13 protein-coding genes are annotated in these 16,253 nt (G+C 41.5%); 6 read left to right on the plus strand and 7 right to left on the minus strand.

The features are described from left to right. Positions 1 to 155 precede the first annotated feature (155 nt). A complete protein-coding gene (locus G561_RS0101065; RefSeq protein WP_028857892.1) occupies positions 156 to 434 on the plus strand; it encodes a type B 50S ribosomal protein L31 in 279 nt (92 codons plus the stop codon). A gap of 163 nt (positions 435 to 597) precedes the next feature. Here G561_RS0101065 and murJ read toward each other — a convergent pair whose 3' ends face one another. Next, positions 598 to 2,148: a murein biosynthesis integral membrane protein MurJ gene (gene murJ, locus G561_RS0101070; protein ID WP_028857893.1), complete on the minus strand. Its 1,551-nt coding sequence runs from the start codon at positions 2,146 to 2,148 to the stop codon at positions 598 to 600. Between the two features lie 214 nt (positions 2,149 to 2,362). Here murJ and G561_RS0101075 point away from each other — a divergent pair, with 214 nt between their 5' ends. Then, entirely contained in the window at positions 2,363 to 3,298 is a 936-nt protein-coding gene (locus tag G561_RS0101075; protein WP_081794335.1) for an HpcH/HpaI aldolase/citrate lyase family protein, read from the plus strand. A gap of 36 nt (positions 3,299 to 3,334) precedes the next feature. Here G561_RS0101075 and ampD read toward each other — a convergent pair whose 3' ends face one another. Then, the gene (gene ampD / locus G561_RS0101080; RefSeq protein WP_028857895.1) at positions 3,335 to 3,958 is read right to left on the minus strand and encodes a 1,6-anhydro-N-acetylmuramyl-L-alanine amidase AmpD; all 624 of its coding nucleotides are present in this window, start codon (positions 3,956 to 3,958) and stop codon (positions 3,335 to 3,337) included. Between the two features lie 193 nt (positions 3,959 to 4,151). Here ampD and G561_RS0101085 point away from each other — a divergent pair, with 193 nt between their 5' ends. Both G561_RS0101085 and G561_RS13720 read left to right on the plus strand, forming a co-directional pair. After that, positions 4,152 to 6,176: an Lnb N-terminal periplasmic domain-containing protein gene (locus tag G561_RS0101085; RefSeq protein WP_028857896.1), complete on the plus strand. Its 2,025-nt coding sequence runs from the start codon at positions 4,152 to 4,154 to the stop codon at positions 6,174 to 6,176. A gap of 87 nt (positions 6,177 to 6,263) precedes the next feature. Next, a complete protein-coding gene (locus G561_RS13720) occupies positions 6,264 to 7,565 on the plus strand; it encodes an alpha/beta hydrolase (protein WP_051584290.1) in 1,302 nt (433 codons plus the stop codon). 37 nt (positions 7,566 to 7,602) lie between these two features. Here the strand turns inward: G561_RS13720 and G561_RS0101095 are convergent, their stop codons facing one another. The 5 genes from G561_RS0101095 to G561_RS0101115 form a co-directional block, all read right to left on the minus strand. Continuing rightward, the gene (locus G561_RS0101095) at positions 7,603 to 8,151 is read right to left on the minus strand and encodes a hypothetical protein (protein ID WP_155954107.1); all 549 of its coding nucleotides are present in this window, start codon (positions 8,149 to 8,151) and stop codon (positions 7,603 to 7,605) included. Between the two features lie 323 nt (positions 8,152 to 8,474). Next, positions 8,475 to 9,272, minus strand: a complete 798-nt coding sequence (locus G561_RS0101100) for a hypothetical protein (protein WP_028857898.1) — start codon at positions 9,270 to 9,272, stop codon at positions 8,475 to 8,477. Between the two features lie 52 nt (positions 9,273 to 9,324). Next, on the minus strand, positions 9,325 to 12,243 hold the full coding sequence (locus G561_RS0101105; protein ID WP_028857899.1) for a hypothetical protein: 2,919 nt from the start codon (positions 12,241 to 12,243) through the stop codon (positions 9,325 to 9,327). A gap of 104 nt (positions 12,244 to 12,347) precedes the next feature. Further along, positions 12,348 to 12,941 carry a fimbrial biogenesis chaperone gene (locus tag G561_RS0101110; RefSeq protein WP_028857900.1) on the minus strand — a complete coding sequence of 198 codons (594 nt, stop codon included), beginning with the start codon at positions 12,939 to 12,941 and terminating at the stop codon, positions 12,348 to 12,350. A 184-nt stretch (positions 12,942 to 13,125) separates the two neighbouring features. After that, positions 13,126 to 13,761 (minus strand): hypothetical protein, encoded by a 636-nt coding sequence (locus G561_RS0101115; protein WP_028857901.1) that lies wholly within the window; start codon positions 13,759 to 13,761, stop codon positions 13,126 to 13,128. A gap of 442 nt (positions 13,762 to 14,203) precedes the next feature. Here G561_RS0101115 and G561_RS0101120 point away from each other — a divergent pair, with 442 nt between their 5' ends. Both G561_RS0101120 and G561_RS0101125 read left to right on the plus strand, forming a co-directional pair. Next, entirely contained in the window at positions 14,204 to 15,085 is an 882-nt protein-coding gene (locus tag G561_RS0101120; protein WP_028857902.1) for an NAD-dependent epimerase/dehydratase family protein, read from the plus strand. Positions 15,086 to 15,207: 122 nt separating this feature from the next. Then, positions 15,208 to 16,212, plus strand: a complete 1,005-nt coding sequence (locus G561_RS0101125) for a hypothetical protein (protein ID WP_028857903.1) — start codon at positions 15,208 to 15,210, stop codon at positions 16,210 to 16,212. Positions 16,213 to 16,253 lie beyond the last annotated feature (41 nt).

The raw sequence follows: 16,253 nt of genomic DNA on the forward strand, positions 1-16,253 counted from the left end.
TTACCGCCTTAACTTCCCGCTGAGGAAGGCTAGAATAGCAGGGGGTTGGTGTTATGTGCTGGAATGATCCAGTGATATGATGGCTAACCACTAATGCGTTTAGTGCCTCAGTTACGTACAGCACAGCTGTATATCGGACACAGAGAGAATTTATTATGCGTAAAGATATCCATCCAGAGTACAAAGAAGTATTATTCCACGACACTAACGCTGACGTGTTCTTCTTAACTCGTTCAACAGCTAAAACTAAAGCTACTCGTGAGTATGAAGGTAAAGAATATCCTTACTACCCACTAGATATTTCTAGCGCTTCACATCCTTTCTACACTGGCGAGCAACGTAAAACTTCTAACGAAGGTCGTGTTGCAAGCTTCAACAAACGCTTTGGCGCGTTTGGTGGCCGTAGCAAGGCTAAGAAAACTGACGCTGAATAATTTCTTTGATTATTTTGCTTTAAGTATTCCGCTTTAAGTTTAAGCAAAAAAACCACCGCACTCTTTACATGAGTTGCGGTGGTTTTTTTATGGCTAAAATATATAAAAAAACACCAGTTAAATTAAACTGGTGTTTTTTATTATGGCAGTAGTATCGTGTTGATTAGCCGTGTTTTAGCTGACGAGGACGGAAGCCTGATGCCAGTAATACCACGGCGTATACGATTGCGCCCGCAGCACAGATTAGCAGTAAAGCAAAGACGCGATGCCACTGAGTATCATGGGTCGGGAAGTAAGGAAGCATCATATATAACGCCGCGACCATGACTGCGCTAGATATACCAAATTGAGCGAATAGTTTTTTCCACTGCGGACCAAAGCGGAATAAGTCACGCTTGTGCAATAGGTAATATAATAACCCAGCGTTAACGAATGAAGCAGCAGTGGTTGCAAGAGCTAACCCACCATGTAGTGGTAGCTTAAAGTAGTAAAAAACACCCACAAAGATTAAGCTAAATACCATGTTGGCTATGACGGTAATAATACCTATTTTAACCGGGGTTTTGGTATCTTGGCGGGCAAAGAAGGCAGGAGCAAAAATCTTAATCAGCATAAAGCCCAAAATACCACCAGCCATACAACGTAGCGCAAAGCCACTCATGTTAGCGTCTTGAAGTGCGAACTCTCCACGCATAAACAAAGTCTGCATTAACACATCAGATAGCACAAATAGCGCACAAGCAGCGGGTATTCCCACAACAATAATCAATCTTGCCGCCCAGTCTAAAGTCTTGCGGAAGCTGATATCATCTTTTTTGGCCTCACTGGTCGATAGGCTAGGTAAGATGACGGTCCCGATTGCCACCCCAATTAAACCTAAAGGCAGTTCAGTTAAGCGCTCGGCTGCATATAACCAAGATACCGAGCCGGTCATCATTAATGAGGCCAAGACGGTATTTAGCAGCAAGTTAATCTGCGTCACTGATACCCCAAAAATTGCGGGTAACATCAGCTTTAGAATACGGCGTACCCCTTCGTGCTGAAAATCAATCTTCGGCTTAACCAGCAGTTTTTGCATATATAATTGGGGCAGCTGAATAAAGAACTGTAATAGACCTGCTATAGCAACGGCGTAACCCAGTGCCATAATAGGTTTATCAAACATAGGCGCAAAAACTAAAGCCCCAGCAATCATACTTAGGTTAAGCAGAACAGGAGCTACTGCAGGGGCGGCAAAACGACCATAACTTTGTAAAATACTGCCGGCAAAAGCAGTCATAGAGATGAATAGTAAGTAGGGGAAGGTTAACCGCAGCAGCTCAGTTGCTGTGTTAAACTTCTCAGGATCATCTGCAAATCCTGGTGCAAATAAGGTAATGACCCAAGGGGATGCTAACATAACCACAACCGTTAGCATCGATAAGATCATTAGCAGGGCACCTGAAGTGCGGCTAATTAAAATCTGTACTTCTTGCAGGGTAAAGCGCTCTTTGTACTCAGACAAGACAGGAACGAATGCTTGGCTAAAGGCCCCCTCAGCAAATAGGCGACGTAAGAAATTGGGGATCTTGAAGGCGACTAGGAAAGCATCCATCAGACCACCGGCACCAAACACACCCATCAACACCATATCACGCACAAGGCCTAATATACGTGAGAGCATGGTCATTGAGCTGACAATCATAGTTGAGCGAAACAGTTTACTTTTTGCCATGTAATCTCAATACCTGTGTATATTAAAATATTTTTAATGTGGTTTTTAAGGTTTCAAAAAAAACTGGCAAATTATAGCATTATCTAGATAAGATAACGGGACTGGCCAGTGAAATTGTGATGGAAAGTAGCACTTATTAGATGAATTGATAACCTGTATAAACAAGACTTAAGATACACTAAGTGCGAATGGCTTAATTATAAAGGAATGGGTAATGAGTGAGACGATCCCCTCAATAGTGACCGATAGACAAGATAAGACTTCTCTACTCCAGCCGAAGAGGCTGTGGGTGATGCCCCGTAGTTGGCTTTTTGTTCCCGCTACTAGACCAGAGCGCTTTGATAAAGCGGTTAATAGCGGGGCTGATGCCGTCATTATTGATTTAGAGGATGCGGTGGAGTCAGCAGCTAAGCCTGAAGCCCGAGAGCATATCGCACAGTATATTGCACGGTATAATAGGGTTAAGTCAGACCTTTGTGTTCAAGATGCAAAAGCAAAAGCAAGGGCTAGTGGTTTATGGCTGCGACTAAATAATGATGTGCATCTAGCTGAAGACGTGGCGTTGTGTGAGTCAGTGGCTGCTTATGATGTCATTCAAGGGATGTTATTGCCCAAAGTAACTGAGGCCTCACAAGTTGAGTCTGTATTTCAATCCTTAGGGCTGCCGGTAGTGGCTCAGATAGAGTCCGCTCTAGGGGTAAGTCGGTTAGACAGTATTGCCCAAAGTGAAGGGTTAATGGCGCTTAGTTATGGGCGGTTGGACATCAGTAATGAGCTTGATTTGACTGCAGGCTCAAAAGCGGAGCAAGATTTTTTTATACAACTGCGGATTCAGATGCGATTGATAAGTAAGATTTATAATCTTTCAGCGCCGATAGAAAGTATTTTTGCTGACTTTAAAAATACAGCCGCAATGGAAGCGACCGCAGGCTATGCCTCTGATTTGGGGTTTTCGGGGATGCTATGTATTCATCCACTTCAGGTAAATATTGCCAACCGTGGTTTTAAAGCCAGTGAAAGTCAGCTGGCTTTTGCCACAAAAGTGATCGAGCATTATCAACAAACCGGTGACAGTATTTTTGCCATTGATGGGGTGATGATCGATTTGCCAGTTATCTTGCAGTGTCAAAGACTATTGCAGCAAGCTTAAAGCCACCTGATTAATCTACCAAGCGCGGGGATAGTCTTAGTTTGTTAGACTAATTTGGCTTACTAAGTCACGTAACTTATCCCATTCAAAGAAGTCACCGGGATCTGTTTTTCGTCCTGGAGCAATATCGCTATGTCCAGTTAAATGGCGACGTGTCTTGGGATACGCTTGATAAATAGCAGCCACCGCACTCGCCAAGGCGGCATATTGCTGCTCAGTGAAGGACTGATGGTCGGAGCCTTCGAGCTCAATTCCGATACTATAGTCATTGCATTCAGGCTTGCCAAGATAACTTGATCGACCTGCATGCCAAGCTCTATCTTCAAAGTTCACTAACTGAGTGATCTCACCACTACGTTCAATAAATAGGTGAGCGGATACCTCCATGCCTTCAATAGTTTTGAAATAGGGATGCGCCTCCCAGTCCAAGGTATTGGTAAAAAAGGCTTTGACATAATGCAGCCCATTGGCATCTGTCATTTCGAACTCATCAGGAGGCAAGCTGATATTGTGAATCACGATAGCACTAATATCAGTATCTTCTGGACGATCATTGAAGTTAGGGGAGGCCAGCCAAGTGGCTTGGGTTAAGCGCCCTGATTGTATACTTAATGGTTCAGGATTGGGGGCTGGTTTAGATTTGAAAAGTGTTTTTTTCATAAGTCATTACTTTATCAAAAAAATGGAACAGCTATAGAGGCTGTTATAAATGGTATTAGGCTGTTTAATAGGTATCAAGCAGTTTAATATATGTCGTGACAATGGCTTTAAATGAGGGGCGTGGTATCATAAAGTTACTAGGCGACATTGGCTTGAGCCTGTTCATTATACGCAATTAATAATAGGGTAAATCATGTTATCTGACAAATCTGCTGTGATCCCAAAAAAAGCCTGTTATGGCTTGAGAAAGACGGCCAGTCATTTGGCCGTGGCTAGCGTCTTAGCTAGCTTAGGCTTAGGGGTATCTGCTTATGCTCAAGCGCCTAAAGCTGCACAGAATATAGACACTAACAGTAGCGCTCTTCAATCAAAGGCTAGTGCTAATACAGAGGTGTCGGCCAACTCTGATCAGGCTCAATTAAAACAGCAACTGATCGCCTTGGCAGCACAAAAACAACTGGCCACACACCCTAGTTGGCTACGGCTGCATTATTATCAACAAACAGATCATAAGCAAGACAAACAGGGTCAAAGCAAATCATCGGCCTATAAAAGTAAAATTACCAATCCAGATTTCTTTATTAGTAAGGAGGGGAGGAGCAATCCTCAAGCAGAGTTAGAGGCTTTTATCACGGCCACAATTGAGCAAGGTAAAGATGGTGATGACAGTGTGGCCTGCCGTTTTCCAGCCCGCACTTATTGGTTAAAGCAACAGCTAGGTTTAGAGCAAGTTGACTCAGATTGTCCTGATTTTGACACTTGGCTCCAAAAGCTTGATCCTAAAAAGTTGTCAGTAGTTTTCGCTGAAGAATATCCTGATCGACCTGTGTCAGCCTTTGGTCATACCCTAATGTTGATTGATTCGGCAGCAAGCCTTGCTGACCCCAAGGCCATTGATAAGGCTCATGCCCTTAATGACACTGTGGCTGGCAACCCAGATGACTCTTTTATTATGTATGCTGTTAATTCTGCATTTGGTGGCTACCCCAACGATATTACTATTGAGCCTTATCCACAGAAGTTGGCAGATTATCTACAACAAGACAACCGAGATGTTTGGACTTATGAGCTGAAGCTAACCGGTGCTGAAGTTGAGCAAATTATGCGTCATGTGTATGAGACCAAAGACTTAGAGTTGCCTTATTACTTTACGCTTGATAATTGTGCCTCGGAGATATTGCGTTATATTGATGTGGTGCGTCCTGAAGGTAACTTGCTCGATGAGTTTACATTCGCCGTGGTGCCCTCAGATGTGATTCGTCTGTTACAAAAAGAAGGCTTAATTAATCAACAGAATTATTTCCCTGCTGATGCCACTTTAGCCCAGGCTAAGCTAAATAATCCGCAACTGACGGACTTACCTAGTAGTAGTATTGATGCCAACCATCAATTGGTTCCCACTCAATTAACTCCAGTTGATAACAACCCCCTGAATGCTCATTCATTGCAGCGTATTATGGTGGGTGCAGGCGCGCAAGATGACACTGGCTATTTGAGCTTGGCTTATCGTGGGGGCTTTAATGGCCCATTAGATCGTCCCAGTGGCTATCCGCAGAACTTCCATCTAGAGGCAGGGGTCGTTGAAATAAGAGCTTATGGCGATGATGAAAAAGACAAAGGCAACCACAATCGACTTGAACTTCAAGAGTTGACCATACTCCGAGGACGTTCATTTAATCCCATAAATACCGCACGAAAAGGCGATTCGTTATTATCGAGTTGGGGAGTTAACTTACAGGCCATTCAAGTCAAAGACGGTTCACAGATGAACAATGATGCTCGTAATTCAGATCCAGACAGTAGCCACTTGGTAGGTAGCTTTGGCTATGAAAAAGGGATCTCAGCTGCTTTTGGCAGTCCTGAAGCAGGCTCAGGCCAGCTACCACCACATCTATGCTACGCTCTTGGTAATGGCCTGGCACAAGTAGGCAAGGGGCTAAGTAAGGGTTACCGAGTCGGTGCTGGCGTGAATTTAGGGTGTCGTTATCAGTTGAACCGTAACGCTCGATTAATAGGGGAGGTCCAAGTGCCTTATTGGTATCACGGCAGCTCCGCTAATGACCAACTAAAATCCAGCTATTGGCAACCAGTCTTGAGTTTGGGCGCTCAATATGACTTAGATAAAAACAAAGCCATTCGGATAAAGGGCAGTTATCAGCTTCAAGATCAAATTAATGGTCGTGAAGATGTGCAGCTGGCCTATGTGACCTACTTTTAGTGCGACGCCTCTATTCTAGGCATTCTTTTGTTTATTTTTTTAAAGGTAGGCATAGACTGTGACACGTAGTAGTATGGGTCTACCCATATGGAAGTGACTACTATGACCCAAACTACTGCCTCTGATTGTAAAGCTAAGAGTAATAATGAACCGCTAGTTTCAGAGACTCTTTCTGTCTATGATTTCTTGGCTGGGATAAGTCAGCTCAGCATAATTGGGGTGATAGAGACCACCGCCATTGTCGAGGCAATACACCGCGAAGTTGTCCTGCGTCCGATCGGACTGTTAAACCATAAATATGATCGCGTTTGGCGTCATAGTATTAGCAGTAGAGTCTATGGCATGGTCAGAGGCATCACCTTATTGGTTGGCCACGGCTTGGCTTTTGCTATGCATAAGTCCAAACATTTTCTGGGTCCTAAAAGCGCGCAGCCTTTGCCAAACAAATTACATCAAGTAGTTGATGTTCTTAACGGTGTTATGGGCGATCACTTAGAGAGCAAACAAAACCCGCTTGCCTTGCCAATGATGCTTTATAACAGTGAAGGCAGACCCATAGCCAAATCAAACCAGGCGAGCCAACCGCGAGGTTTGTCAGGAAAAGTGGTTATTGTTCTACATGGTCTATGCATGGGTTATATCAATTGGCAACCGACTAATGAGCAGGGTCTAGGTCAGAGAATTGTAAAAGCACTACCTGATACTAGCGTGCTTTATCTTAATTATAATACCGGAAGACGCATCTCAACCAATGGTCGTGAATTGTCAGCTTTATTACAGCAATTAAACGCTGCCCATCCAGACATTAGTGAAATTACTTTAATCGGTCATAGTATGGGCGGCTTGGTATCGCGTAGTGCGCTTTATTATGGAGAACAAGCCCAACAGCAGTGGGTAAAAAAAACCAAAAAGCTAATCACTTTGGGCGCACCACATCATGGTGCGGTACTTGAGCGCATTGGCAACACTGTTCAGCAAACCATTAGTAAGCTGCCTTTTGCAGGCTCACTGGGTAAGCTCGGTGATATACGCAGTACTGGTATTATAGATTTGCGTCATGGCAGTATCCGTGATGAAGATTGGCAATCGCTTGCAACACGCAGTGTGTTGCCAGACAGTGAGCGTCACTTCACCCCTTTACCTGAGCATATAGCAGCATATTTTTTGGCTGCAAGTTTGAGTGAAGAAGGAGATAACTCTAAAGTAAATTATATGCTAGGAGATGGACTGGTTAATATCCATTCGGCTTTAGGTGAGCATATAGGGGATCATAGCTTGGATGTGCCCAAATCGCGTAAGGTTGTGGTCTATGGTATTGGCCATCTGGCTTTGCTTAGCGATAAACGGGTTTTAGATCAAACGATCAAGTGGCTACAAGAAGAGCTGTAAAGTTAATAGACTCAATACTATATACAATAGATAGATATTAAGGGACACTGACGGCTACATCTAATAAGTGTTCACCAGCTCTATTGATATTTGTCGCATCATCTTTTATATCAATTTTGGTACCCACCGCTACCCAACAAAACTGCTTATTATATTGTCTGTCGGTGAAAAACTGACCCTGCTCCCCTGCATTTGAGTGATAAAAAGTAATATCGGCTTTAATAAAGCTATTACCATTTCGAATCTCAGCGTTTTTGATAATAGCCAAGTCATTACCAGTAGTGATGGCAGTGGCTAGCTTTGGCCCACTGCTACTGGAATAGGCGTTATTTGCTTGAAATATACTTGGATTACTACGTAAGTAGTTTCTAATAACATCATATTGTGAGGCACCTGTACACCTATCTGAAGTGCCTGGTGCGTTCACTCTGGTATAAAAGTTGAATAAAGCAGATTTATTATTCAAGCCACCCCCATTAGGAAAGTTAATTTTGGCTATGACTGGATTAAGATTCAACGGCGTTATACCTGGGCCTATTAAATTAATGGATCCTACTAATGGGCTTTTTTGTATTGCAGAGCCCATGGAAATTACTTTGTTTCCCCCTGGCAGCAACGAATTTGGTTGCAGGTTATATTGTAACTGACTAGGGGTAAAACCCTCTTGCTTACAGAAATAGATTGTCTTTCCATCTTGATCGTTAGTGGTATTAAGCCGTTCCACTTGGTTAGTAAAATAAACAGCAGGGCAAGCTAAGGCCTGTCCTGCTGTTAAACTGCAGAAAGACAGCAAAGCAGCTTTGACTAATAAATTATAACTGTGGTTGATTTTAAATATATTCATAAGTCTCTCATAAGCCACTGATTAATATTATCGCTATAAAAAGGATTTTCTAATCAGACGGTGTTTTATTGCGTATTAACCGCAAGGGTCAAATCGTAATTACCGGTATTGCTTAAATTCATATTCTTTAAATCCACTCTTGCACCAATGCCAAGCCAGCAGTATTTAGGCTGCAAAAAGCCAGTTTCAAAAAAAGCATCTGACACATTTTGACTGGCATGATATAAAGTAATATCTGCAATAATTTTTTGATTAGGGTTGTTTTTATTTATTAATTGAGCATTTTTAAATATAACAATATCTTGTGGAGAGTTATCTAATCTTTGTGGGACAGATGACTGCCCGATAAGAGTAAATATATTAGGATTGTCTCGTAAGTAGTTTTTTAATAAATCGTACTGGTTACCACCCCGAGGTGCAGATAAACAGCTACTAGCATAAGCGATTTTAGTATAAAAATTAAATAGACTAGGCGAGTTTTTATAGCCACCAGAGCTTGGGAATAAAGCAGATAGATTACCCGAATTTAAGTTGATGTTTAAGTTATTGGGTATGAAACCTTGTATTTGAATATTTTGTTGAATGGGTGAGGTTTGGGTTTTACTACCCATACTTATAACTTGACTACCACCGGGTAGTATCGTATTAGGGTTTGGACTGAAAGTTAGGTTAGCTGAAGCAAAGTTTTGTTTGCAGAAAAATACTGTTTCTGGATAGCTACCAGGAATATTCACTCTACCAACGTTATCTAAAGGGTCGCTAGAAATATCGGGACATGCCGCAAGCGCAGCTTGGCCGATAAAACTAGTGGTGGCTAAAATAGCTAGTCTTAATGACATTTTTTGGGCATATGCAATATTCATGACTTTCTCTTAATCGACTTATCTATATTAAGTCTATATAGCTTAGCCTTATTTAATCTGTTGGCTGTAACACAATTTGCATCACAAAATCATCATCAATCACAACTTGCTGTTCCTGATAACCTGGTGACTTTAAAGTGTATGTCGCAGAAGGTAGCCCAAACATTTGGAAGTAGCCAAAGCTACCTGAAGTAGTGGATTGTATTAATTGGTTGCCCTGATAAATGCCTATTTCGATATCTTGTTTGGCACTAGCCAGCTTACCTGATATCCCATACGTTTTTTGCAAATTAATTGGTACAGAAGTTGGCGAGTAGTTAGCTACACGGATACGCGGTGTGGGTAGCTCAACCGTACTGTATTCAAGTGGCAAGTCTTTGGCGTCCATGTTTAACGTGTATTCACCGGCTTTAATGTTACTAATTAAATACTGACTGCTAGTATCACTAGAGCCCAAAAGACTGGCATCTACCTTTTGATTGTCTAAAGTAAAGGTCATGGCTTCACTACCAATTTGTGGTTCTGCAGGGTGGGCAATATCAACAATAACACTGCCTAAGTTTTGGCGAGGATAGTTACCAAGTTTCAAGCCTTGTTTCGGTGCTTTAAACATATCAAAAGACAGTCTGGCATAGAGATAGTTATTCTGGGTCCATGCTGGCAGGGAGTTATCACGAATGAAGCCTCCCTCATCAATCAACAGGCCATCTAAACGGTCTGTCGATATAGAATCCACGTATTTATGCTTATACCCAAGGCTAAAGTTGACACTGTTTTGATGTATCAGCTGCCAGTCAGCTTGCCAGCCTACTTTATTGTCATACAGGCTATAACCCAGGCTAAGTATGCTACTAAGCTGTCTTAGTGGCGATGTGTTGTCGACACTTAATCCCATACCATTCATGCGATGATTAATGTCACCTTGGTATAGAAGATCACTTTGCCCATGACGGTAACTGATAGACTGACCTAAGCTGGTTTGATCACTGAACTGATGCCTTAGCGATACTGTGTCACTGTCGTTATCACCAGATAACCCTACCGTATTTCGGGTCAATCGATTGTCATCAGCCTTTCTGTTAATATCTTGCCATGACAAACGGTAATTATAACGATCACCGCGTGTATCCCAATTAAGCCCCCCGTTCATTGAGGGACTAAATTGATGGTTAACACCTGCATAGGCGTAGTAATTATCTGCATTTATGATATTTGCAATATCTTCATAATATTGATTTAAGGTAATGCTGGTGTTGCTTGATGGCTGGTAATTCAAAAATAATTGATGAAGTTGATCACGCTGTTTGCCCTGAGATGTAGTGCGAGTAGAATCATATTCTCTTAAATTATACTGATAATTGGCCCATAACTTTGCGAGATTGTATTGAATCTGAGCCTGCCATAGATTTTGAGAGGGCGTATTGGCATAGCTTAAATCAATATTACTGTAAGCGGAGGGGGTATAGTTCAGCCCAGTATGCCAAGAGATAGAGTCATCATCATCCTTGCTGTTTTGCAAGTTGGTATTGGCACCACCACGAATGGCCAAGCGATTGCTTAAACCATACTCAGCGTATATATGGGCAGCTGTATCATTATTATTGTCATTACTATTAAAAGCATTGCCTGCACGACCAAACCCTGCTTCAAGCAGTAGCTCGTTAGTAGCCGCATTGGTACGGCGTTTACCCAAGAAAACTGGTCGAACCTCTAATGGCTGACGGGCTAAAGGATAAGCAAATATAGCAATTTCTACTAGGTTATCAATTAGGTTGAGCTGATTAACATCTAGATTCAAAAACTCATAGCGCCCATCAAGGCCAATTTGGACTCTGGCAATAGTCCGCCCATCAATACGAAGTTCTGCAACTCCGCCAGGCTCACCAACGCCAATAATATGTTGATAATCTTGGTTGGTGTTTTGCAATAAACTACTGCTGTTGTCATCAAAGTAAGCCAAGTGCCGGTTAATATCACGATTACTGTAAGCTACTAAAGCACCGGTAAACTCTGAGCCTGAAGTTTGAGCACCTTGACCTAAGGCATTAGGCTGGCTAGTCCCAAGCCGGGTAGCAATATTTTTACCAGACTTTGCCCAGTATAAATTATCAATTTCCCAATCTGAGGGTAGCGTACTAAAACCGTCGATAGCGATATCAGTAAAATTATTATTGGATTTTTTTTCTGAATGATTTTCCATACCTACCGCTTTAGCGCCCCAGACTCCTCCCAAGCCATACCCAAAAGCACCAAGGTTTGCGTAAACACTTCGGCTGGTGGATTGAGGTTGATTCGGAGCTGTATTGTTTTCTGCAATACTGACCGAGCTATCAAAAGACAAGCCTAGAATTCCAGCTTTGCTGGGGTAGTAGTCGATGGGCCGCTTTTCAGATGCTTTTCTGGTAGGCGATGAGTCGTTTTTAATGTTTTCTGGTAGCCAGCCCATGTTGAGGCTGATGGCAAGATCAGCCTGATTATAATCAGCCGTAATGCCAAGCTTTTTTAGACTACTCAGGGCCAAATAGTTTTTATTATCTTTTTTTATAAAAGAGTTTTCTGCGATTTGTGCATCACCGATGGGAGTTTTTATCAAATACTGAGTAGACGAGACAGTTGCAGAGCTAGTCTCATTGGTTTGTGCAATAGGCTCAAATACCACCCCAGTCAAACGGCTTAAGTCGTCTATAGACACGAAGTAGTAGTGGTTAGTTTGAGTAGAACTACTAATCGTTTCGTTTACTGGAAGGTCGTTAACACGAGCATCATACAAAATATCAATGGCATCTACTTCTTGACCATTGACAACCACACCTACCAAACTTGGTTTTAGGCGTTGTGATGTAGTGATGTCGTTATTTACGCTATTATTAGAGGTAGAGGGCACTGCGGCAAAAGCAGCTAAGCTAAGGCTACCTATTGAGGGCATAGAAGCCAGAATCATTAAGCGTAAGGTGGTATGTTTCCTGATCATATCTGGCAAATGCTGCTCAAAAATATCTAATAAGTTAAGATAAGGAGTAGTAGTAATATAAAGTATCAATAGAAAAGAATGGAGTTTTACGTGGCTTAGACTGCTTACTCAACATTGATAAATACAGGCAAGCCATAGCGTGATCCGATTTCTAGCGTCACACCTTTGCCATCTGCATCATAAGTTAATGACTTATCTACTTGCTGTTCAATGGACAGCATTGCCCCATGTTTACCGGCTGGAAACTGTATTGGCAAGCGAATCGCCATACGTACCGTTTGATAGCCACCTGGTGCAATGGTGAATTCTGTTGGGTTAATTAGAGTCCAAGGTTTTAACGTGGTTTCACTGGGTTCAACAGGTTTGCCAGTGGCATCCATATCAATAAGATTTAAACGAATTTTTTTTGGCTTAGTACCATAGTTGTAGAGCGTTACAGACTGATTAAGCCTTGAGGTGTTTTTGTTTTGTTTTAGCGATATGGTTTCATCAATACGCGCAGGCGTAATGCCCAGCTGTGCCGGTGGCAAGTCTTTTTGCTTGTCTTGATTAACTACCATGCTGGTCAGACCGCTCGCGTCTTTTGAAGTATGGATAATCAGTTCTGCATGGGCAGAAGATGCAGTAAATAATGAAATAGTAATGAAAGATAAAGATAAAAAACTCTTTGATAGTTTGGAGGGAGTGGTGAGTTTCATAGAGGGGGCCTTACGTAGGATATTCTTTACGACTAGAATTTGTTTTATAACATTATATAAACTAATTCTAATTATCAATTTAGACTATAGCTAAAAAAATACCAGCATTATAATGCTGGTATTTTTATTAAATAAAATAGTTAATATAAGACTTTGATTGAGTCGGTATTAACAAGTTGTATTTTTAGTTACCAGATAAAGTAAGTAAGAATGTATCTGTTGTGGCTCCCGGTTGTGCAGCACCAGCAGAGCCGTGAGAGGTGTATTCACCAGAATGATTAGCTTGAGATAAATTAATACTAAAATTAATATCACCTAACACAGGAGTCCATCCTGATGGAATCTTAACTGTATTCGTACCTTGAGCAGTAACACTCTGGCTATCAGATTTCAAAGTTGCAGCAGAAACAGCTATTTTGGATGTATTATTAGTAATATTGGTAAGGGTATTATTTTTTGTCTCTACCTTTAGGGTAACAGGTGCCGAAGATAAGCTACGCACAGCCCAAGCATCTTTAAGAGTTACATTAACAGTATCATTACCTGCGCGCTGACTATTCGCATCTGTCTTAACTGCAGCTCCAGGAATTTCATAAGAAGACTGACCTATTGCAGTCGTTAATTCACGAGTAGCTGCATCGCCGGTAACATAGTTTACCTCATTGGTTAATTTCAAATGCGCATCATCCCAATGATAAAGAACTAGGATTTCAGGTAAAGTCACGCGAAAGTCAGTTGAACCACTAACAGATGCTGCTGAAGCAAAAGAAGCGATAGAGACGGTAGCGGTAGCTAATGCAATTTTAGAAAAAAGTTTCATATATTTAAATCCCTGGGTTAAGCCAGTTAAAAAATTTAGGGACCAGTGAGACTTCTTATGATTAAATCGAATCGTGACACAAAGTGATTTTACTGAATCAAGCGAGAGTGTTACTGGGATACTAGATAGAAAAAGATAAGGAGGGGTTGTTGGGATAAGCTAAGATAGAAGACTATCTTTGATATTCAGGATTGTAATGAGTGTTTAAAAAAAGGTCAACAACAGTTTAGCTGTTTGTTGTAATTTTTTTTGTAACTAACATACCTTAAACTGAATAATAGTGAATAAGTAACAGTCAAAATATGATGCTCTCTAATTGTGTTATCCTTGAATCTTAAATATAGTTAAAACCAAATATTAAAAAAGCAAGCCACTGTATTATTATAAAAGATTATAAAAGTAAGAGATAAAAAAAGATTTAAATGAAATAAGGATAAAAATAATGAGTCAGTTCTCATCAGTAAATTCTTCCAATCCTAAAAATCGCAAGTTTTTAATCATCGGACAAGGTGACATAGGACTTGCAGTGACCAACATTCTGGCAACAGGGCAAAAACAAGTAACTGGCTTGGCAAGGAGAGAGCGTCAGGAATATGATTTGGATGATCAAGCTCATTTTCTTCAAGCCGATGCGCTAAAGTTAACTGCAGAGCAGATTCAAGATTTTACTCATATTGCAATAATAGTTGCCCCTAACAATTATGACGCTGAGAATTATAAAAACACTTATTTAGGAATCGCACAGCACATTGCCGAATTACAAAGCCAATTACCGCAACTAACAAGGGTAGTGTTTATCTCATCAACTGGGGTCTATGGTCAAGATGAGGGACAGTGGATAGATGAAACCGTTGAGCCTCAACTGCCCAAACGGGAAGCTTCGCAATATATCCTCCAAGCGGAGCGGGTGTTACAACAAGCTTATGGTGATCGTGCCGTCATTATCCGTCCTAGTGGTATCTATGGCGAGCAGCGCTTGATGCGGGTGCGTAAAGCAAAAGAGCAGCAAAAAGAGCCTATGCCACTAAATGTCTGGACCAATCGAATTATGGACACTGATTTGATTAATATCATTGTGCAGGTGCTGCTAGAAGATACGGATGATGTAAAGCCGATGTATTTAGCCACAGATTATGCTCCTGTGACCTCCTTTGAAATAACCACTTGGTTGGCTGAGCAGCTAGACAGCACTGTGCCAGCTGTGGATTCTGATGCTAATAGCAGTAACCCTGGTGGTAAGCGTCTGCATAGCAATATCCCTCGTGACTGGCTGCAGTTTCCTGATTGGCAAAGCGGCTATAGTCATATTTTACAATCCAAATAGAGGGCGGTAAGATAGCTGCTTATTTTACTTGTGGACTTTAGGGGTGATAATTCTCAATATCCTATTGTCCAAAAAGCACGTATTATAGGTGGCAAATATACATAATATGTAAAGAGGGTAACTTGCGAACGGACAGTTTCAAAAATACTGATAACGAAGACTTAATCGCTCAGTCTTTATTACAAAATCAAATTGAGTATTCTGGAATGAGACATCCTAATTTTCATTCATCTACGGCTACTGTGAATCCTGATCGCCCTTTGACTGATATCCCCGAGCCTGCCCCTCGCTATCAACAAAGCTTGGGTAAGTTGTTGTCGATGTACAATGTTTCTGCTAAAGAAAAAAATGCAGATGAAGCTTCAATGTGGGCACTAATTGCTTCTCCTGAGCTTGCTTCGCATTTAGATTTATTGCAGTTGGGTGGTTTAATCAATCTGCCCAATCAGTTTTTTGAGCCTAAATCTAATAGCGAGGCAAAGATTTTAGCTCCTTTAACTCAGATGTCCTTATTGGACATGTCTGATATTTATCAGGTCTGTGTTAAATATCCAGCTTTGACTCGCTATGGCTTTAAGAGTAGCAGTGAGTCGCAACAATCAGTTGGTACCAAGCCGGCGATAACTGATAATAGTGCAAGTAGCTTGTCTGCAGCTATGCCAGAGATGATTAATGATTTATTTGCGCCTAGCTGGGAGGCCATCTTATATCCTGAGCGCTTTGACAATGAAGTTGATAGTCTAACTACTGATATATTGGCCTGTAGCGCCGCTGTACACATCTTAAAACAGTGCCAGCCACGTCAAAGTATTAATCGCAGCTTAACCGCAAAGCAGATATGCCAGCATATGCGCAGTTACGTTTTAAGCCAATGTAATGAGCACCCACAGTTTGAAAAACAGTATCGTCAAATTAGATTGTTCGAGGGTCATGTGGTGGTGGCTGCTAGCTATTTAGGTTTCGATGTAGTTCATGCCAGTAAGCATTCGTCAGCTTCAACTGTCAACAATAAGGGAGAGACTAGCGGCAATTTAGGCCAGGCAATCTATATCAATGTCTCCTCTCAATCGTCGTTATTTATTCGATATCCTAACCTGAGTAACTATTATATTAATGGTTGGTCATAGCCTCTTGATCTATACCTGCATTAATTCATTATAACCGCTAT

The sequence above is a fragment of the Psychrobacter phenylpyruvicus DSM 7000 = NBRC 102152 genome, from assembly GCF_000685805.1.
Classification (GTDB): Bacteria; Pseudomonadota; Gammaproteobacteria; order Pseudomonadales; family Moraxellaceae; genus Psychrobacter; species Psychrobacter phenylpyruvicus.